Origin of the sequence: Dickeya lacustris (genome assembly GCF_029635795.1) — a bacterium.
Taxonomy (GTDB): Bacteria; Pseudomonadota; Gammaproteobacteria; order Enterobacterales; family Enterobacteriaceae; genus Dickeya; species Dickeya lacustris.
Genome location: NZ_CP114280.1, coordinates 3,999,839 through 4,018,507, shown reverse-complemented (window position 1 = coordinate 4,018,507; position 18,669 = coordinate 3,999,839). Strand labels below are relative to the sequence as shown.

Below are 18,669 nucleotides of genomic sequence, written 5' to 3'. Positions count from 1 at the left end.
TACATGAGTGCCTAAACAAATTTTTTTCCATCACCGATGAAAATTTAAAAAAAAACCTAAAGGTTGTTTTAACCAAGCCGATACACTTATCGACGGTGATGACACCGGGGGCAACAGCCCATCCCCATTAATAGAGATGAAAGGAATACAATTATGGCAGTCATTAACACTAATAGTATGTCGCTGTTGGCCCAGTCCAACCTGAACAAATCTCAATCTTCTCTGCAGACTGCTATTGAGCGTCTTTCTTCTGGTTCCGCTATCAATAGCGCCAAAGATAACGCTGCAGGTTCAGGTATCGTTAACGGCATGACCGCTCAGATTCGTGGTCTGACTCAGGCATCTAAAAATGCTAACGACGGTGTATCTCTGGTTCAAACCGCTGAAGGTAACCTGGACGAAATCAACAGCAACTTGCAGCGTGTTCGTGAACTGGCTGTACAGGCTGCGAACGATACCAACGGTACCAACGACCGTACTGCAATCCAGACTGAAATCAACCGTCGTGTTGATGAAATTAACCGTATTGCCTCTAGCGCAAACTTCAACGGCAAAAAACTGCTGGATGGTAGCGTAACTATTGGCTTTAACATTCAGGTTGGCGCAGGCACAACTTCTAACGATGCAATCACGGTTGGTAGCGCTGCACTGATCAACGCAACAACAGGCGGTCTGTCTGTTACTGCAACCGACGTATCTTCTGCTGCAAGTGCAACAGCACTGATCAGCGCCGTTGATACCGCTCTGCAGACTATCAACACTGCGAAAGCAAACATCGGTGCTACTCTGAACCGCTTCGAGTCAACCATCAATAACCTGAGTAACACCATCAACAACCTGAGCAGCGCACGTAGCCGTATTCAGGATGCGGATTATGCAACAGAAGTGTCGAACATGAGCCGTGCTCAGATTCTGCAGCAGGCTGGTACTTCTGTATTGTCTCAGGCGAACCAGGTACCTCAGACTGTACTGAAACTGTTACAGTAATATTTTACAGTATCCTTATTGCAAAAAAGCCAACCTTTCAGGTTGGCTTTTTTAATATATATACCGGATCCACTACATAAACACTCTGCAATTGGACTGTGTAAGCAAGCCCGTTTTGGGCTGTGCCCTTAAGGTGCATAGATTGATAAATAGTGTGGTAATCCATGCTGCTGAATCTTGACAAGCCGTCGGCTTCCCGTTACCCGTAAAGGTTATTTGCGGGCTATCAAGGAAATGGACATGTCAGTGTTACACATTCAGCAGGCGCAGTTTCGCTTAAGCGATACCCGGATGATGCGTCTGGAGGATTTCAGGCTAGATTCATCGCAGTGCTGGGCATTTGTCGGCGCAAACGGCAGCGGAAAATCGGCGCTGGCGCGTGCGTTGTCCGGTGAATTGTTACAATTGGCAGGCCTGCGTCAATGTGACTTTCAACGCCTCGCACGGCTCTCTTTCGAACAATTGCACCAGTTAATGGCGCAAGAGTGGCAGCGCAACAATACCGATATGCTCAGTGCCGATGAAGAGGACACCGGTCGCACCACTGCCGAGGTCATTCAGGAGTACATCCGCGATGCCGGGCGCTGTCAGCAACTGGCGACACAATTTGCTATAGCGCCGCTGTTAACTCGCCGTTTTAAATACCTCTCAACCGGTGAAACCCGCAAAGCGCTGCTCTGCCAGACGTTGATGGCGCAGCCTGATTTGTTAATTCTTGATGAGCCGTTCGACGGGCTGGATGTGGACTCACGCAGGCAATTGGCCATCCTGTTAGCCGAACTTGCCCGGCAGGGGCAAACAATGGTGTTGATACTCAACCGCTTTGAGGATATTCCCGCATTTGTCAGTCAGGTCGGAGTATTGGCTGACTGCGCGCTAGCCCGTCAGGGCACGCGCGAAGCGATGCTGGCTGATTCGCTGCTTGCTCAACTGGCCCGCAGCGAAACCCTTGCCAACACAACACTGCCAGAACCGGAACATCCGGCACAGCGCCCCTCATTTCCCGCTGAGAGGCCGCTGGTGCGCCTTATCAACGGCGTGGTGAGCTACAATGATAAACCGATCCTTCACCAGTTGAACTGGGAAGTGTTACCCGGTCAGCACTGGCAAATTACCGGGCCAAACGGTGCAGGCAAATCAACCTTATTAAGCCTGATTACCGGCGATCATCCACAAGGCTATAGTAATGATCTGACCTTATTCGGCCATCGTCGCGGCAGCGGCGAAACCATCTGGGACATCAAACGCCATATCGGTTATGTCAGCAGTAGCCTGCATCTGGAATACCGGGTGAGCACCAGTCTACGCCACGTCATTACCTCCGGTTTCTTTGATTCTATCGGCATTTATCAGGCGGTTTCCGACAGGCAGCGCTTTCTGGTCGCCCAATGGCTGTCGCTACTCGGCCTGCCTGACAACGTGGCCGATGCGCCTTTCCACGCCCTCTCCTGGGGGCAACAGCGGCTGGCCCTGATTGTGCGGGCGCTGGTCAAACACCCGGCGCTGCTCATTCTCGATGAACCGCTGCAAGGGCTGGACGCCATTAACCGTCAGTTAATTCGTCGCTGGCTGGATATTTTAATGGCGCAAGGGCACACGCAACTGCTGTTCGTTTCTCACCATGCCGAAGATGCGCCGGATTGTATTACCCACCGCCTGCATTTTATTCCCGACGGCGACAGCTATCGCTATGTGGTGCAGCAAGGTTAAGCATCCCCGCGTTTTCCTGCCGACAGGTACGCCAACGCGCCCGCAAGGCGTACCGTCGCCTGTCACCACACCGTGATAACGTTACCACAAAACTGATAAATGATTTATCCTGTCAGACAGCGCCAGACGGAGAACCCTCTCTCGTGGCGCTATCGGTGACAACACCGCAATATTGCTATATTACGGCGCTGATCACCTTTTTCCGCCATCGGTCATGCTATTTTTCCTATCAGTTTTCTGCGACAGAGGTCATTATGAAAGTATTGGTTACGGGTGGTAGCGGTTACATAGGAAGTCATACTTGCGTACAACTGATTGCCGCTGGTCATCAGCCGGTGATTCTCGACAACCTGTGCAACAGCAAAATCAGTGTGGCAGATGCTATTCATCGCGTCAGCGGGCAAGCCGCCGCGTTTTATCAAGGCGATATCCGCGATCGCGCGCTGTTACAACGCATTTTTTCCGAGCATAATATCGGCGCGGTAATCCATTTTGCCGGTCTCAAAGCTGTCGGAGAGTCCGTCCGTGAACCCATCAACTACTATGACAATAACGTCTACGGTACGCTGACGCTGGTCGAAGCAATGAAGCAGGCCGGTGTGAAAACGCTGATTTTCAGCTCGTCAGCCACCGTATACGGCGATCAGCCGCAAATTCCTTATCAGGAAAGCTTCCCAACCGGCACCCCAGCCAGTCCCTATGGCCGCAGCAAATTGATGGTCGAACAAATTCTGCAAGACCTGCACCGCGCCGAGCCCGACTGGAGTGTGGTGCTGTTACGTTACTTTAATCCGGTAGGCGCCCATCCCTCAGGCGAAATGGGCGAAGACCCGCAAGGCGTACCGAACAACCTGATGCCCTATATTGCACAGGTCGCCGTAGGCCGCCGCGACTCGCTGGCGATTTTCGGCAATGATTACCCAACGGCAGACGGCACCGGGGTACGTGATTACATCCATGTGGTTGATCTGGCCGATGGGCACGTCGCGGCCATGAACACACTGCACGGCAAAGCCGGTGTACATACCTACAACCTCGGTGCTGGCGTCGGGTACAGCGTACTGCAAGTGGTCGATGCTTTTAGCCGTGCTTGCGGCAAACAGCTTGCCTATCACTTTGCGCCGCGTCGCGATGGCGACCTGCCCGCCTACTGGGCGGATGCAGAAAAAGCCGCCCGCGAACTTCACTGGCGCGTTAGCCGCACGCTTGATGAAATGGCCGCTGACACCTGGCGTTGGCAGTCTCGTCATCCGACCGGCTTTCCAGACTAAGTGATGTACTCATAGATAGATGCACTCATAGATACATGAGCGATCCCATTGACCCGTTATCGATAACACCGTAAGGCATTCTCATGGCGAATTTTGACCCCGTTGAACATCCGCATCGTCGTTACAATCCACTGACCGATCAGTGGATATTGGTATCGCCACACCGTGCCAAACGCCCGTGGCAAGGGCAGCAGGAGAGCGTCGTTTCCGAGGCGCTGCCATCGCATGACCCCAGCTGCTTTCTGTGCCCGGGCAATCTAAGAGTCACCGGCGATACCAACCCGGATTACTCTGGCACGTTTGTGTTTACCAATGACTTCGCCGCCCTGATGTCCGATACCCCAGCCGCGCCGGAAAACCATGATGCGCTGATGCGCTGCCAAAGCGCGCGCGGCACCAGCCGGGTTATCTGCTTTTCGCCTGATCACAGTAAAACACTGCCGGAGCTACCGCTGGCAGCGCTGGAGCAGGTTGTTTTGACCTGGCAGCAGCAGAGCGCGGAGCTGGGGAAAATCTACCCGTGGGTGCAGGTGTTTGAGAATAAGGGCGCGGCAATGGGATGCTCCAACCCGCACCCGCATGGACAAATTTGGGCCAATGATTTCCTGCCCAACGAGGCCGAGCGCGAAGACCGCTTGCAACAAGCCTATTTTGCCGAGCACGGCTCACCGATGCTGGTCGATTATCTGCAACGTGAATTGCGCGACGGCGCTCGCCACGTGGTAGAAACCGAACACTGGCTGGCCGTGGTGCCTTACTGGGCGGCGTGGCCGTTCGAAACCCTGTTGCTGCCAAAAGCCCATACGCTGCGCCTGCCAGACCTTTCGGCGCAGCAGCGTCAGGATCTGGCGCTGGCGCTGAAAAAACTCACCAGCCGTTATGACAATCTGTTCCAGACGTCATTTCCTTACTCCATGGGCTGGCACGGCGCGCCGTTTACACAAGGCGACCAGCAACACTGGCAATTACACGCTCACTTCTACCCGCCGTTGCTGCGCTCTGCCAGCGTGCGCAAATTCATGGTGGGCTACGAAATGCTGGCAGAAACCCAGCGCGATTTAACCGCCGAGCAAGCCGCCGAGCGGCTGCGGGCAGTCAGCGATATTCATTACCGTGATTCAGGAGTTCAGGCATGACCTTATCAGCACGTACCCAGGCAGTGTTTCAGCAGCAGTTCGGCTATCCGGCCGCCCTCACCGTGCAGGCACCGGGACGGGTTAACCTGATAGGGGAACACACCGACTATAACGACGGTTTTGTGCTGCCTTGCGCAATTAATTACTCCACCACTATTAGCGCCGCTCCGCGTAGCGATCGCCAGATTCGGGTGATTGCCGTTGATTATGATAACCAGCAAGACCTGTTCTCGCTGGATGCGCCGATTGAGCACCATGCGCAGTGGCAGTGGGCCAACTACGTGCGCGGCGTTATCAAACACCTGAAAGCCCGTGATGGCAGTTTCGGCGGTGCAGACCTGGTGATAAGCGGCGATGTGCCACAGGGCGCAGGCCTGAGCTCATCAGCATCGCTGGAGGTGGCGGTAGGGAAAGCGATTCAGGCACTGTACCAATTACCGCTCGACAATGTGGCGCTGGCACTCAACGGGCAAGAAGCGGAAAACCAGTTTGTAGGCTGTAACTGCGGCATTATGGATCAGATGATTTCCGCACAAGGCCAGCGCGATCATGCCTTGCTGATCGACTGTCGCTCACTGGTTACGCGCGCAGTCTCAATGCCGAAAGATGTCGCGGTCGTTATCATTAACTCCAATGTGAAACGTGGTCTGGTTGACAGCGAATACAACACCCGTCGCCAGCAGTGTGAAGCGGCCGCACGCCATTTTCAGGTTAAAGCGCTGCGCGATGTCAGCGAAGCGGATTTCGCCGCCAAAGCCGCCGGGCTCGATGAGGTTGTCGCCCGCCGTGCCCGCCATGTGATTAGCGAAAATGCCCGCACGCTGGCTGCCGCCGATGCGTTAACACACGGAGATCTGCGCCTGATGGGCGAGCTGATGGCGGCTTCACACGCCTCCATGCGTGATGATTTCGAAATTACCGTTCCCGCTGTCGATACGCTGGTTGAGATAGTCAAAGCGGTGATTGGCGATGAAGGCGGCGTACGGATGACTGGCGGCGGTTTTGGCGGCTGCATTGTGGCATTAGTGCCGCAGCACTATGCCAATGCCGTACAGCAGGCGGTGTTACAAGAGTATCCGGCCAAAACCGGTTTACAGCCAACCTGCTACGTTTGTCAGGCGTCACCGGGAGCCGGTCATGTCGAATGATGCGCTCGCACCAGACGGCCAGCCGTTTCAACTCACGGTGCTGCAAAACCGCCACGGTATGCACGTCACCCTGATGGATTGGGGAGCCACCTGGCTCTCCTGCCAGTTGCCGTTAAGCGAAGACGAAACTCGCGAGGTGCTGCTCGGTTGCCAACCCGGGCAATACCCGCACCAGTCTGCCTATCTGGGGGCATCCGTCGGGCGTTATGCTAACCGCATCGCCCACGCCACATTGCAGCAAGGGAATAGCGTTATTGCGTTGCACGCCAATCAGGGCACACACCAGTTGCATGGCGGGCCGCAAGGATTTCACGCCCGACGTTGGCGTATCGTCGAGCAGCAGGCCGACCAGGTGATTTACCAGTTGTCATCACCCGATGGCGATCAAGGGTTTCCCGGTGCGCTAACCGCCCACGTGCATTATCAGTTAACAGAGCAGAATGCGCTGGAAATTGAGTATCAGGCGGTGGTGGACAAACCCTGTCCGGTTTGCCTGACCAATCACGCCTATTTCAATCTCGATGGCTCAATCAGCGATGTGCGCCAGCACCGGCTGCAACTGATGGCGGATTATTACCTGCCGGTAGGCAGTGATGGCATTCCGCTGTACGGACTGCGCGATGTGACCGCCAGCAGTTTTGACTTTCGCCAGCCGAAAACGCTGCAACAGGACTTTCTGGCCGATGCCGATCAACGTGCGGTTGGCGGTTATGACCATGCCTTTTTGTTGCACCGAAACGGCGATGCGCAAACAAGCCCGGTCGCCAGTCTGTGGTCAGCCGATAGCAGGGTACAGATGCAGGTCTATACCAGCGCGCCAGCGCTACAGCTCTATACCGGTAACTTTCTTGCAGGCACGCCGTCACGCGAAGGCGGATGCTATGAAAACCATGCGGGAGTGGCGCTGGAGAGCGAGTTTTTGCCAGACAGCCCCAACCACCCTGACTGGCCGCAGCCGGATTGCTGGCTCACCCCCGGCAAGCATTACCGCGCCCTGACGCGTTACGCATTCAGCGTTCACCCGGCGGACTCTCAACCCCCGTGCGATTGATCTTCCCTTGAGCCAGCAACGCTGGCTCTTTACAAATCTGTGCAAATTCCTGCTTGTCCGGCGTCAAGCCCGCCTCTTACACTGACACCACAATTAATAGGGATATCACCTTCATGACAGCACCACGCTATCGCTTACTCAGCCTGCACACGCTGCGCCATCGCAGCGCATGGGGCTGGTTGTTGGCAATATGCTGGCTGCTGCTCAACAGCCAATTGGCTATCGCCGGACACCGTTGCACCCTCACGCCCACTGCCGCACCGGTCGTGGTACAGCATGAAGCGCACCGAATGCCGCATCATGGCGCAACACCTGACGAGCAGAGCGTCTCACAGTTTCAGGCAAGCCCAGAGGCCAGCCCGCTTTGTGAGAAGCACTGTTTACCTGACTCCGCCAGCCAGGATTTACCCTCGCTATCGCTGCTGGCCCTGCCGGTCAATGATGAACTGTTACCGGTTAATGCCTCGCTATCGTCAGCCGTTGGCCGTCCTGATGCACTGACGCCTCCCGTTACCGGCCCTCCGGCCACCATTCGCTTTTGCCGCTTCAGAGAATAGCGCCCCCGATAAACAACAGCCGTGCGTAATTTCGCAATAACACTCTGTTATTTATCGTATTTATGGAGCTATTATCATGTTAAAACTGTCTGTGGCTATCGCCACCCTGCTCTTTTCTGTTTCGCCGTTCACCTTCGCAAGCACCCAGCCCCACAATACGGGTATGAGCCATACTATGGCTATGGACAATATGGGTATGGTCAATATGGGTATGGTCAATATGGGTATGGTCAATATGGACAACATGCCCCACACGCGCACCCAAGGGGCGCAACATCCTGATATCACATCACCGGATACCCCATCAGACAACGCCACACGCTACGACGCTAACGGCACGGTTAAACAGTGGGACAGCAGCACGGTAACGCTTTCCCATGAGGCCATCACCGCACTGCGCTGGCCTGCAATGACCATGCGCTTTCGTCTGCCGGAAAACCGTCAACTGACCGTATTGCCGCCGGGTAGCGCAGTGCGTTTCAGCTTTGTACAACGTGCGGACGGTTACACGCTTATCGATATTAGCCCGCGTCAGAATTAGTCGGAGACCACCATGTATACACGCACGTTTCGCGCTTTATGCGCGTGGCTGGCGATGTTGCTGTGGCTGCCTGCCGCGTCGTTTGCGGCAACGCTAACGCTTGAGGGTGCATTACAGGCGGCGGAGCGTTATTCCGCTGACCTGTCCGCCAATCAGCACCAGATTAGCGCGCTACAGAACATGGCTGAGGCCGCAACACAACTGCCTGATCCACAATTAAAATATGCGCTTGATAATGTGCCACTCGGTGGCAGTAATAACGCCCGTCTGACGCGCGAAGGCATGACCATGCAACGCATCGGCATTATGCAAACCTACGTCAGCACGACCAAACGCGAGCGTAAAGCGCAAACGCTAGTGGCCGAAGCCGAGGCGGTGCGCAGCAACAGCGACACCCTGCGCGCGCGCCTGCAACGCGATACCGCCCAAGCCTGGCTTGAGATGGCTATCTCAAACCAGACGCTACAAGAGATTGAAGCGCTGGTTAAAGAGAGCCAACAGCAACTGGTGGTGCAAAAAGCCGCTGTCGCAGCAGGCGGTGCGCCAGCCAGGGTGCTGGACGCGCAACTGGCGCTGACCGGTATGCAAGACAAACTGACCGATGCTCGCAGCGTATTGGCCGTCGCACGCGCGCGACTCACCGCACTGACCGGTGTAACCGATATGACGCTGCAAGGGGCGCTACCGCGCATTGAACGCCTGCCAGCAGAGCCGGCCGTGCTGTATGCCGCACTCGCACAACACCCCGATTTGCTGCAAGCCGAACAGACGCTCCGGCTGGCGCACGCACGCGCGGCACAATCGGAGGTTGCCGCCATACCGGATATCGGCGTTGAAGTGTATTACGGCAAGCGGGGCAACCGCTTTGATGATATGGCCGGTATTGCCATCAGCCTTGACCTACCGCTCTTCCAGTCTCGCCGTCAGGACAAAGACCACGCCGCCGACCTGGCTCGCGGCCTGGAAGCCCGTGACCGGGTGGCGCAGGTACAGCGAGAACACCGGGCGCAACTCGATATGTTGCTGGCCCAGTATCAGGCCGCGCAAACGCGCTGGCGGCGCTTAAATGATGAGGTGCTGCCCTTGCAACAGCAGCGTATTCGCCTGTTGCAGAGCCAGTATCAAAGCAACAGCAGCGATCTTTCCAGCCTATTGGAGGCGCGCCGCGCCCTGCTGGAAAGCCGCATCGCCACACAAAACACCGCCCGTGACATGGCCATGCTATGGGCGACGCTGCGCTATCTGACACCTCAGGGAGAGGGGGCAAAATGAATCGAACACGTATTACCAGCCTGATGGTGCTTGCAATTGCGCTGACTGCCGCAAGCGCCGGTTACATTATCGGCACACGCTCGCGCCACAGCACACAACCCGTTGCCACCCCACTCGCTCGCGAGCAGAACGCGCCCTCTTCGCCGGCTCCCGCAGCGGCTACCCCGTCCCGTCAGGTGCTTTACTGGTATGACCCTATGGTGCCGGATAAGCGCTTTGAGCAACCGGGAAAATCACCGTTTATGGACATGCCGCTGCGGCCTCGCTACGCCGATGAGGAACAGGATAGCGGCGGCGTGCGGGTCAGCGCCCGCCAACAACAAAACCTGGGGGTGCAAACCGCCAGCACCGAGCGTCGCACGCGCTCATCGGCGCTGAGTGGCTACGGCACGGTGGTTATCAATCAACACAGCCTGCGTACCGTGGTCGCACCGAGCGGTGGGGTCGTCGAGCAGTTGAACATCAACGCCGTACAGCAGCCGGTACAAGCCGGACAAACGCTGGCGATGCTGTGGAACCCCGGCTGGGCCGCCGCCCAGCAAGAATATCTGGCAGTACGCCAGTTGGGCGATGCCGCACTGAGCCAGGCCGCACGCCAAAAGCTGGCGCTGATGTTCATGCCTGAAAGCGTTATCCGCGATGTCGAGCGTAATGGCAAGCCACAGCCGCGTCTTGCGCTACGCGCGCCACAAAGCGGTTATGTTAACCGGCTGGATGTGCGCGTCGGCGCTCAACTCACCCCGGCACAACCGCTGTTTGAGCTGGCTTACGCCGACCCGGCCTGGCTTGAAATCGACTATCCGGCATGGCAGGCCGCCACCGTACACCAAGGCGATACCGTTCTCGCCACGAGCGATAGCTGGCCGGGCGAGGCGTTCCACGGCCAAATTAGCGAGGTGTTGCCGCAGCTTGACACCACCACCCGCACCCTGAAGGCGCGCATTGAGCTGGATAACCCCGGGCAACGACTCAAGCCCGGTATGTACCTGCGCGTGCAGCTCGCCGCCGCGCAGGCCCAAACGGCGCTCATGATCCCACAATCGGCCCTACTGATGAGTAGCCAGCAGAATCGAGTCTTGGTCAGTGAGGGGCAAGGTTATTTCACCCCTCGTCAGGTACAGACCGGCGCAATGCAAGATGGCTGGGTTGAGATTCTATCCGGCCTGAATGAAGGCGAGCACGTTGTCACTTCCGGCCAATTCCTGCTGGACTCAGAAGCCAGCCTGCACAGCGCGCTCGCGTCGTTTAGCAACGGCACGCCGCAGGAGGCCAAACCTGCCGCCTCTTCACCCGCGCGCGATTATCAGGCCACCGGCATCATCAACGCCATCAACGGCAGGCAGGTGACGATTGCTCATGACGCGATAGAGGCTCTCGGCTGGCCACCGATGATAATGGACTTTACCGCTGACGCCGCATTGCCTGACACCCTTCGCCCCGGCGTGCGGGTTACGTTCCGTTTTCTTGTGCAAGACAGCGGCGCCACGCTGCGAGCAATCCAACCGGTCGCCACGACACAACCTGACGTCACGACAACGCACGGAGGCCATCCATGATTGCCCATGTCATTCGCTGGTCTATCCAAAACCGGTTTTTGGTGCTCATCGCCACACTGCTGATGGCGATAGGGGGAGGAATATCATTGCAGCGCACGCCGCTGGACGCGCTGCCGGACTTGTCTGACGTTCAGGTCATTATCCGTGTCAACTACCCCGGTAAAGCGCCCCAGGTGGTGGAAAACCAAGTGACCTACCCGCTCACCACGACCATGCTATCGGTGCCGGGAGCCAAGACGGTACGCGGTTTTTCCATGTTTGGTGATGCCTATGTTTACGTGCTGTTTGATGATGGCACCGACCCCTACTGGGCGCGCTCACGCGTATTAGAGTACCTCAGTCAGGTGCAATCGACCTTACCTGCCGAGGCGAAGGCGACACTCGGGCCGGATGCCACCGGCGTCGGCTGGATCTACGAATACGCACTGATAGATAAAAGCGGCCAACACAGCCTGGCGGACTTACGCGCCATACAGGACTGGCAGTTAAAATATCAGTTGAAAACCCTGCCCAATGTGGCCGAGGTTGCCAGCATTGGCGGCATGGTACGCCAGTATCAGGTGGTGCTGCACCCGGAGCGCCTGCTGGCGCTTAATATCACGCATCAGCAGGTTATCGATGCCCTAAGAGCAGCAAATCAGGAAAGCGGCGGTTCCATTATTGAACAGGGGGAAGCGGAGTACATCGTGCGCAGCAGCGGCTACCTGCTAAAACCGGCTGATTTCCTCAACGTGCCGGTCGGCCTGCGTGAAGGCATTCCGGTGCTATTGCAGGATGTCGCCAGCGTGCGTCAGGGCCCGGAAATGCGACGAGGTATCGCCGAACTCAATGGCGAAGGTGAGGTCGCAGGCGGTGTGATTGTGCTGCGTTCAGGTAAAAACGCACTGGAAACACTGCGTGCCATTCATGCTCGCATGCAGCAAATCCGCCAGCAACTGCCCGCTGGCGTCGAGATTGTCACCACCTATGACCGTTCAGCGCTCATTGAGCGCGCCATCACCACCCTTAGCCATAAACTGCTGGAGGAGTTTGCCGTGGTCGCGGTGGTGTGTGCGCTGTTCCTGTTTCACTGGCGATCTTCGCTGGTGGCCGTCATTAGCCTGCCGCTTGGTATTTTGGGGGCGTTTATCATCATGCGCTATCAGGGCATTAACGCCAATATCATGTCGTTGGGCGGGATTGCGATTGCGATTGGCGCGATGGTGGATGCCGCTATCGTTATGGTCGAAAACATGCACAAGGTGGTTGAACAGTGGCGACACCAGCACCCCGACCGCGAGCCGGATAATGCCGTCTGGTGGCAGCTTGCCATGCAGGCCGCCACCGAGGTCGGGCCCGCGCTATTTTGCAGCCTGCTTATCATTACGCTGTCGTTTATTCCGGTGTTCTCACTACAAGCGCAGGAAGGCCGCATGTTTTCGCCACTGGCATTTACCAAGACCTACGCGATGGCGGTCTCCGCGATGCTTGGCATAACGCTGGTGCCGGTACTGATGGGCTATCTGGTACGTGGCCGTCTTCCCGATGAGCAGGCCAACCCCATCAACCGCTGGTTGATTGCGCTCTACCAACCGGTGTTAGCGCAGGTGCTGCGGTTTCCTAAAACGACCTTGTCGCTCTCGTTGATGCTGCTGTTGCTCACCGCCTTTCCGCTGATGCGTCTGGGCAGTGAATTTATGCCGACGCTTGATGAGGGCGATTTGCTGTATATGCCATCGACTTTGCCCGGCATTTCGCCTCGTGAAGCCGCAAGGTTATTACAACAAACTGACCGGCTTATCAAAACCGTACCGGAGGTCGATAGCGTGTTTGGCAAAGCCGGGCGCGCTGACAGCGCCACCGACCCGGCAGCCCTGACCATGTTCGAAACCACCATACGCCTGAAGCCGCGTGCGCAGTGGCGAGCGGGCATGACAATGGAAACGCTGATTGCCGAACTCGATAGCACAGTTAACCTTCCCGGTATCGCCAATGTCTGGGTGCCCCCCATCCGTAATCGGCTTGATATGTTGGCGACAGGTATCAAAAGCCCGGTGGGTATCAAGGTCAATGGTGATAATCAGCAGGATATCGAACACGTCGCAGCCCAGATAGAGCAAGTGGTAAAAGGTGTTCCCGGCGTCACCTCCGCACTGGCCGAGCGACTGACCGGTGGGCGATACATTGATATTGACATCGACCGCGCGCGCGCCGCGCGTTACGGCGTTTCCGTGCAAGAGCTACAGTCGATGGTCGCTACACTGATTGGCGGGCAGAATGTGGGAGAAACGCTGGAGGGCCGCAGGCGTTACCCGATTAATGTGCGCTACCCGCAGGAACGGCGAGATTCATTGGATGCGATAAAGAATCTTCCGGTCATTACACAGCGTGGCGCGCACCTGACATTATCCGAGCTGGCGGACATTCGAATCAGCGAAGGGCCGCCAATGCTAAAAAGCGAAAATGGCCGCCTGAGTGACTGGGTTTATGTTGACCTGCGCGGGCGCGATCTCAAATCAGCCGTTGAAGCAATGCAACAGTTGGTGGCGCAACAGGTCATACTGCCGCAGGGCGTCTCGCTGAGTTGGTCTGGTCAGTTTGAATATCTGGAGCGAGCCACGGCTACCATGAAGCTGGTGGTGCCTTTCACGTTGCTGATTATTTTTATCTTGCTATACCTGACCTTTGGCAAGATCAAAGATGCCTTGCTGATTATGGGTACACTACCCTTTGCACTGATTGGCGGAGTCTGGTTGTTATACCTGCTCGACTACTCTCTCTCGGTCGCCGGTGCGGTAGGATTTATTGCACTTGCCGGGGTAGCAGCCGAGTTTGGCGTCATCATGCTGCTCTACCTGAATCAGGCGGTGGAGAAATATAGCGTACCGGGGCAAGCGATAACGGAGCCTCAATTAATGGCAGCAATACGCGAAGGCGCCGTGTTGCGCGTGCGGCCTAAAATGATGACGGTAGCGACGATCATGGCCGGATTACTCCCGATCATGTGGGGCAGCGGTAGCGGCTCAGAAATGATGCAGCGCATCGCCGCACCGATGATAGGGGGGATGGTCAGTGCGCCGATACTCTCCATGCTGGTTATACCCGCGCTTTTCTTGCTACTCCAGCGCAATAACTTGCGTGATAGAGTGGAGAAACAGAGCAACTGAAACGATAAAGCTAGCGATTTTGTCATCATCATGCTGGCCGATAAATCACTCGGCCAGATGACTAGCGATTGCCGATAACCGCTCTGCGGCCCTATAATGAGCGCAGTTATCATAGAAATCTTAGTATATGAAGGAGTTAAGCTATGGCTGTAACGAAACTGGTACTGGTGCGACATGGTGAAAGCCAGTGGAACAACGAAAACCGCTTCACCGGCTGGATGGACGTTGAGCTGTCTGAGAAAGGCGTTAATGAAGCTAAACAGGCAGGTAAACTGCTGAAAGAAGAAGGCTTCAGCTTCGATTTCGCCTACACCTCTGTGCTGAAACGTGCCATTCACACCCTGTGGAACGTGCTGGACGAGCTGGATCAAGCCTGGCTGCCGGTCGAAAAAAGCTGGAAACTGAACGAGCGTCACTACGGTGCATTGCAGGGCCTGAACAAAGCCGAAACCGCTGAAAAATACGGCGACGACCAGGTCAAACTGTGGCGTCGTGGTTTTGCCGTTACTCCGCCAGAACTGACTCGTGAAGATGAGCGTTTTCCGGGCCACGACCCGCGTTACGCATCACTGAGCGACAAAGAGCTGCCGCTGACTGAAAGCCTGGCGCTGACTATCGAGCGCGTGGTGCCGTTCTGGAACGAAACCATTCTGCCGCGTCTGAAGACTGGCGAGCGCGTTATCATCGCCGCCCACGGCAACTCCCTGCGTGCGCTGGTGAAATACCTGGATAACATGAGCGAAGAAGAAATTCTGGAACTGAATATCCCGACCGCCGTGCCGCTGGTTTACGAATTTGACGAAAACTTCAAACCACTGAAACGTTACTATCTGGGCAACGCTGATGAAATCGCAGCCAAAGCGGCGGCAGTAGCCAATCAGGGTAAAGCGAAGTAATTCGTACAATCACTGCCGCTTTGCGGTGATGTGATGACAAAAAACCCGGCCAGGCCGGGTTTTTTTATTGTTTCAGGTTATTGTTTCAGCTTTCAGCCCCGACGCTGACGCACAGCCGCAGCCAACTGGCGCAGCAGGAGCTCGGTATCACTCCAACCGATACAGGCATCGGTCACGCTTTTACCATAAACCAGCGCATCACCGCTCTCCAGGCTCTGATTTCCCTCAACCAGATGGCTCTCGACCATCACGCCCATGATGGCGCGTTCGCCACCGGCAACCTGACGGCAAACATCTTCACAGACGTCCATCTGTTTCTTGAATTGTTTGCTGCTGTTGGCATGGCTAAAGTCAATCATGACCTGTGCGGCTAAACCGGCTTTTTCCAGGCCAACCTTAACGGCCTGCACATGCTCGGCACTGTAGTTAGGCTCTTTGCCGCCGCGCAGAATAATGTGACAGTCGTGATTACCGCTGGTATTCACAATCGCCGAGTGGCCCCACTTAGTCACAGAGAGGAAGCAATGTGGCGCACGAGCAGCGTTGATAGCATCAATCGCTACCTTGATGGTGCCATCCGTACCATTCTTGAAACCAACCGGGCAAGAAAGCCCGGAGGCCAGCTCACGATGCACCTGAGACTCTGTGGTGCGCGCGCCAATAGCGCCCCAGCTCATCAGGTCTGCCATGTATTGCGGCGTGATCATATCCAAAAATTCGCCCGCTGCCGGCAAGCCGGTATCGTTAATATCCAGCAACAGTTGGCGTGCGATTTTCAATCCATCGTTAATCTGGAAACTGTTATCCATATGTGGATCGTTGATCAACCCTTTCCAGCCAACGGTCGTGCGCGGTTTCTCAAAGTAGACCCGCATCACCACCTCTAAATCACCGCGCAGCTCTTCACGCAGCGACAATAGCCGTGCCGCATACTCTTTGGCGGCAACCGGGTCATGGATAGAGCAAGGGCCTATCACCACCAGCAGGCGATCGTCATTGCCCTTAAGGATTTTATGGATGGCGCTACGGGCATTAAATACCGTCTGTGCCGCACGCTCGGTAGCCGGGAACTTTTCCAACAATGCAACAGGGGGAAGTAATTCTTTAATTTCTTTGATTCTCAAATCGTCATTCTGGTAATTCATAATGGGCCCATATCCCCAAGGCAGCGCAGGGAGCCTTCCCTATCCGCCCGGAGTAAAAACAGAAAAATAAAAACGTCGTGAACATATTGCAGGCTGATGATGATAAGTCAAGCAGCGAGAAAATGACGCATCGCCACCATACGGGTTTTCACGCTATCGGCAACGCGCGCAATGGCGCCGCAAGGACGCCATGCATAATCGAAAACAACCGGTTAGATGAAGCCGAGGAGAAGTGCGGTGATATTTATGCCCAGCGCGCCAACGGACGGGACTGGTTCACTCTGGCGCTGTTTATCCACAGCCTACTGCCATTTAGCGCGATGCCCGTCAGGATTAGGTACTGCAATGACATGGCATACACACCCTGATAGGCGAAGACAAATACGCTGATTACGTCAATAACCACCCAAAGCAGCCAGTTTTCCACATATTTTCTTGTCATCAGCAGCATCGCAGCAATCGAGAGCACCGTCATGGCTGAATCCCAGAAGGGGAATGCATCCGGTTGCAGCTCAGGCAGGGTGACATCCAGCCCAATAGCCTGCATCAACGCCACCGCCACACGACTCAACACGGCAAAGAAAGCATCGATATAGCGTGACAAGAGCAGTGTCGCTATCACACACCCGCTGCCCCAGAGCGCGGCCTGGCGGCGCGACAACCACCGAATTCTCAGTTCAGCATGCCGTTCGCCGTTTTTTCGACTCCAGGCATACCAGCCGTATACATTGGCTGCGATAAAGAAGATTTGCAGTAGCAGACTGGCATACAGTTGGATCTGGAAGAAAATCAGCGCAAATAACGACACATTGATCAAACCAAACAGGTAGTTTTGCGTTTTTTCCAGACTGGCGAGCCAAATGCATGCCAGGCCAGATAACGTCCCTATCGCCTCAATCCATGACAAGTCATACCCCTTCGCGCCAAGGGGAATATGAACCAGAATATTGCTGGTACTAAAGAAATCCATGTGAACTCCTGATTCAGGCTAATCACCGTCGCCAATAGCTGGCCTCGCCCTTCGGATGGTGCGCTCAGTCATTGGCGTTAAGAAAAAATCAGGCCCTGAGTGTAGCAGCAAATGTCAGCATGCGATGTAGCGGCAGCAGGGCTTGCTCACGCAGCGATGCATCAACATCAATCACATGCTCAGAGATATCGTCGGACGTCAGCGCATCAGCGATAGCTTGTAAGCCATTCATTGCCATCCAGGGGCAGTGCGCGCAGCTTCGGCACGTGGCCCCTTCCCCTGCGGTCGGCGCCTCAAGCAATTCTTTTTCCGGGCAGGCCTGCTGCATTTTATAAAAAATACCGCGATCGGTGGCCACAATAAGCTGTTGGTGCGCTAGCGCTTTGGCTGCGTGAATCAGTTGGCTGGTCGAGCCGACGGCATCCGCCATCTCTACAATGCTCTGAGGAGACTCAGGATGGACTAATATAGCGGCTTGTGGATATAGCGCCTTCATCCGCTTTAGCGCCTCTGTTTTAAACTCATCATGAACAATGCATGCTCCCTGCCAGCACAATACGTCAGCCCCTGTCTGGCGTTGAACATAGCGGCCAAGATGACGGTCAGGCGCCCAAAGGATTTTTTCACCAAGGCTGTCGAGGTGCTCAATGAGCTCGACGGCAATGCTTGAGGTGACAACCCAATCGGCCCGCGCTTTAACGGCAGCGGAGGTGTTGGCATAGACCACCACTGTACGGTCTGGATGGCTATCGCAAAATGCCTGGAACGCCTCAGGCGGGCAGCCTAAATCCAGTGAACACTCCGCCTCTCGCGTCGGCATCAGTACCGTTTTCTCCGGGCTGAGGATCTTGGAGGTTTCCCCCATAAATTTTACACCGGCAACCAGCAACGTGCTGGCCGGATGCTGGCGACCAAAGCGCGCCATTTCAAGCGAGTCAGCCACACACCCGCCCGTTTCCTCCGCTAACGACTGAATTTCCGGGTCAGTGTAATAATGGGCAACCAATACCGCATCACGCTGCTTAAGTAGCTGTTTAATACGCTGACGATAATGCTGCTTCTCCTGATGTGATAGCGCCTTTGGGCGGGCAGGAAAAGGGTAGTCAATGACAGGATGTTCAACAAACAGGCTCATGATGAATCCCCAAACCGCTTAAGCGGCGGTGTACGGCCAACGATGTTTTATATACTAAACAAATAATGCTAAGAAAGCGAAGAAATCTGTAAAACAGATCGTCTTTCGCTGATTTTGTTTAGTTTATTAAAAACAGAGCGCCGTACAG

The 18,669-nt window shown here is 55.6% G+C and carries 15 protein-coding genes; 12 read left to right on the top strand and 3 right to left on the bottom strand.

Annotation, left to right across the window (positions count from 1 at the left end):
• Nucleotides 1-153 precede the first annotated feature (153 nt).
• The 12 genes from O1Q98_RS18175 (at nucleotide 154) to gpmA (ending at nucleotide 15,271) form a co-directional block, all read left to right on the top strand.
• A complete protein-coding gene (locus O1Q98_RS18175) occupies nucleotides 154-987 on the top strand; it encodes a flagellin N-terminal helical domain-containing protein (protein WP_125258866.1) in 834 nt (277 codons plus the stop codon).
• A gap of 240 nt (nucleotides 988-1,227) precedes the next feature.
• On the top strand, nucleotides 1,228-2,697 hold the full coding sequence (gene modF, locus O1Q98_RS18170) for a molybdate ABC transporter ATP-binding protein ModF (protein WP_125258865.1): 1,470 nt from the start codon (nucleotides 1,228-1,230) through the stop codon (nucleotides 2,695-2,697).
• A gap of 254 nt (nucleotides 2,698-2,951) precedes the next feature.
• A complete protein-coding gene (galE, locus tag O1Q98_RS18165) occupies nucleotides 2,952-3,968 on the top strand; it encodes a UDP-glucose 4-epimerase GalE (RefSeq protein ID WP_125258864.1) in 1,017 nt (338 codons plus the stop codon).
• Nucleotides 3,969-4,051: 83 nt separating this feature from the next.
• Nucleotides 4,052-5,104, top strand: a complete 1,053-nt coding sequence (gene galT, locus O1Q98_RS18160; RefSeq protein WP_125258863.1) for a galactose-1-phosphate uridylyltransferase — start codon at nucleotides 4,052-4,054, stop codon at nucleotides 5,102-5,104.
• Entirely contained in the window at nucleotides 5,101-6,252 is a 1,152-nt protein-coding gene (galK, locus tag O1Q98_RS18155; protein ID WP_125258862.1) for a galactokinase, read from the top strand. The genes galT and galK overlap by 4 nt, the downstream gene beginning before the upstream one ends.
• Nucleotides 6,242-7,303 carry a galactose-1-epimerase gene (gene galM / locus O1Q98_RS18150; protein ID WP_125258861.1) on the top strand — a complete coding sequence of 354 codons (1,062 nt, stop codon included), beginning with the start codon at nucleotides 6,242-6,244 and terminating at the stop codon, nucleotides 7,301-7,303. Before galK ends, galM begins: the two co-directional genes overlap by 11 nt.
• A 113-nt stretch (nucleotides 7,304-7,416) precedes the next feature.
• Complete coding sequence (locus tag O1Q98_RS18145; RefSeq protein ID WP_240632734.1) at nucleotides 7,417-7,860, top strand: hypothetical protein; 444 nt, start codon at nucleotides 7,417-7,419, stop codon at nucleotides 7,858-7,860.
• A gap of 76 nt (nucleotides 7,861-7,936) precedes the next feature.
• Nucleotides 7,937-8,401, top strand: a complete 465-nt coding sequence (locus O1Q98_RS18140) for a copper-binding protein (RefSeq protein ID WP_125258860.1) — start codon at nucleotides 7,937-7,939, stop codon at nucleotides 8,399-8,401.
• Between the two features lie 12 nt (nucleotides 8,402-8,413).
• Nucleotides 8,414-9,673 carry a TolC family protein gene (locus O1Q98_RS18135; protein WP_125258859.1) on the top strand — a complete coding sequence of 420 codons (1,260 nt, stop codon included), beginning with the start codon at nucleotides 8,414-8,416 and terminating at the stop codon, nucleotides 9,671-9,673.
• Nucleotides 9,670-11,229, top strand: coding sequence for an efflux RND transporter periplasmic adaptor subunit (locus tag O1Q98_RS18130; RefSeq protein ID WP_125258858.1), 1,560 nt, complete (start codon nucleotides 9,670-9,672; stop codon nucleotides 11,227-11,229). The genes O1Q98_RS18135 and O1Q98_RS18130 overlap by 4 nt, the downstream gene beginning before the upstream one ends.
• On the top strand, nucleotides 11,226-14,375 hold the full coding sequence (locus O1Q98_RS18125; RefSeq protein ID WP_125258857.1) for an efflux RND transporter permease subunit: 3,150 nt from the start codon (nucleotides 11,226-11,228) through the stop codon (nucleotides 14,373-14,375). The genes O1Q98_RS18130 and O1Q98_RS18125 overlap by 4 nt, the downstream gene beginning before the upstream one ends.
• A 143-nt stretch (nucleotides 14,376-14,518) precedes the next feature.
• A complete protein-coding gene (gene gpmA, locus O1Q98_RS18120; protein ID WP_035340854.1) occupies nucleotides 14,519-15,271 on the top strand; it encodes a 2,3-diphosphoglycerate-dependent phosphoglycerate mutase in 753 nt (250 codons plus the stop codon).
• A 92-nt stretch (nucleotides 15,272-15,363) separates the two neighbouring features.
• Here gpmA and aroG read toward each other — a convergent pair whose 3' ends face one another.
• The 3 genes from aroG to nadA form a co-directional block, all read right to left on the bottom strand.
• Nucleotides 15,364-16,416 (bottom strand): 3-deoxy-7-phosphoheptulonate synthase AroG, encoded by a 1,053-nt coding sequence (gene aroG, locus O1Q98_RS18115; RefSeq protein ID WP_125258856.1) that lies wholly within the window; start codon nucleotides 16,414-16,416, stop codon nucleotides 15,364-15,366.
• A gap of 244 nt (nucleotides 16,417-16,660) precedes the next feature.
• Nucleotides 16,661-17,386, bottom strand: coding sequence for a nicotinamide riboside transporter PnuC (pnuC, locus tag O1Q98_RS18110; RefSeq protein WP_125258855.1), 726 nt, complete (start codon nucleotides 17,384-17,386; stop codon nucleotides 16,661-16,663).
• Nucleotides 17,387-17,474: 88 nt separating this feature from the next.
• Complete coding sequence (gene nadA, locus O1Q98_RS18105) at nucleotides 17,475-18,521, bottom strand: quinolinate synthase NadA (RefSeq protein ID WP_125258854.1); 1,047 nt, start codon at nucleotides 18,519-18,521, stop codon at nucleotides 17,475-17,477.
• Between the last annotated feature and the right edge of the window lie 148 nt (nucleotides 18,522-18,669).

What these genes read in the sequence shown, in the direction of transcription:
- modF (WP_125258865.1), top strand. Translation starts at nt 1,228, where the DNA reads ATGTCAGTGTTACACATTCAGCAGGCGCAGTTTCGCTTAAGCGATACC.
- O1Q98_RS18130 (WP_125258858.1), top strand. Translation starts at nt 9,670, where the DNA reads ATGAATCGAACACGTATTACCAGCCTGATGGTGCTTGCAATTGCGCTG.
- pnuC (WP_125258855.1), bottom strand. Translation starts at nt 17,386, where the DNA reads ATGGATTTCTTTAGTACCAGCAATATTCTGGTTCATATTCCCCTTGGC.
- O1Q98_RS18125 (WP_125258857.1), top strand. Translation starts at nt 11,226, where the DNA reads ATGATTGCCCATGTCATTCGCTGGTCTATCCAAAACCGGTTTTTGGTG.
- gpmA (WP_035340854.1), top strand. Translation starts at nt 14,519, where the DNA reads ATGGCTGTAACGAAACTGGTACTGGTGCGACATGGTGAAAGCCAGTGG.
- aroG (WP_125258856.1), bottom strand. Translation starts at nt 16,416, where the DNA reads ATGAATTACCAGAATGACGATTTGAGAATCAAAGAAATTAAAGAATTA.
- O1Q98_RS18135 (WP_125258859.1), top strand. Translation starts at nt 8,414, where the DNA reads ATGTATACACGCACGTTTCGCGCTTTATGCGCGTGGCTGGCGATGTTG.
- O1Q98_RS18140 (WP_125258860.1), top strand. Translation starts at nt 7,937, where the DNA reads ATGTTAAAACTGTCTGTGGCTATCGCCACCCTGCTCTTTTCTGTTTCG.
- galE (WP_125258864.1), top strand. Translation starts at nt 2,952, where the DNA reads ATGAAAGTATTGGTTACGGGTGGTAGCGGTTACATAGGAAGTCATACT.
- nadA (WP_125258854.1), bottom strand. Translation starts at nt 18,521, where the DNA reads ATGAGCCTGTTTGTTGAACATCCTGTCATTGACTACCCTTTTCCTGCC.
- galT (WP_125258863.1), top strand. Translation starts at nt 4,052, where the DNA reads ATGGCGAATTTTGACCCCGTTGAACATCCGCATCGTCGTTACAATCCA.
- O1Q98_RS18145 (WP_240632734.1), top strand. Translation starts at nt 7,417, where the DNA reads ATGACAGCACCACGCTATCGCTTACTCAGCCTGCACACGCTGCGCCAT.
- O1Q98_RS18175 (WP_125258866.1), top strand. Translation starts at nt 154, where the DNA reads ATGGCAGTCATTAACACTAATAGTATGTCGCTGTTGGCCCAGTCCAAC.
- galM (WP_125258861.1), top strand. Translation starts at nt 6,242, where the DNA reads ATGTCGAATGATGCGCTCGCACCAGACGGCCAGCCGTTTCAACTCACG.
- galK (WP_125258862.1), top strand. Translation starts at nt 5,101, where the DNA reads ATGACCTTATCAGCACGTACCCAGGCAGTGTTTCAGCAGCAGTTCGGC.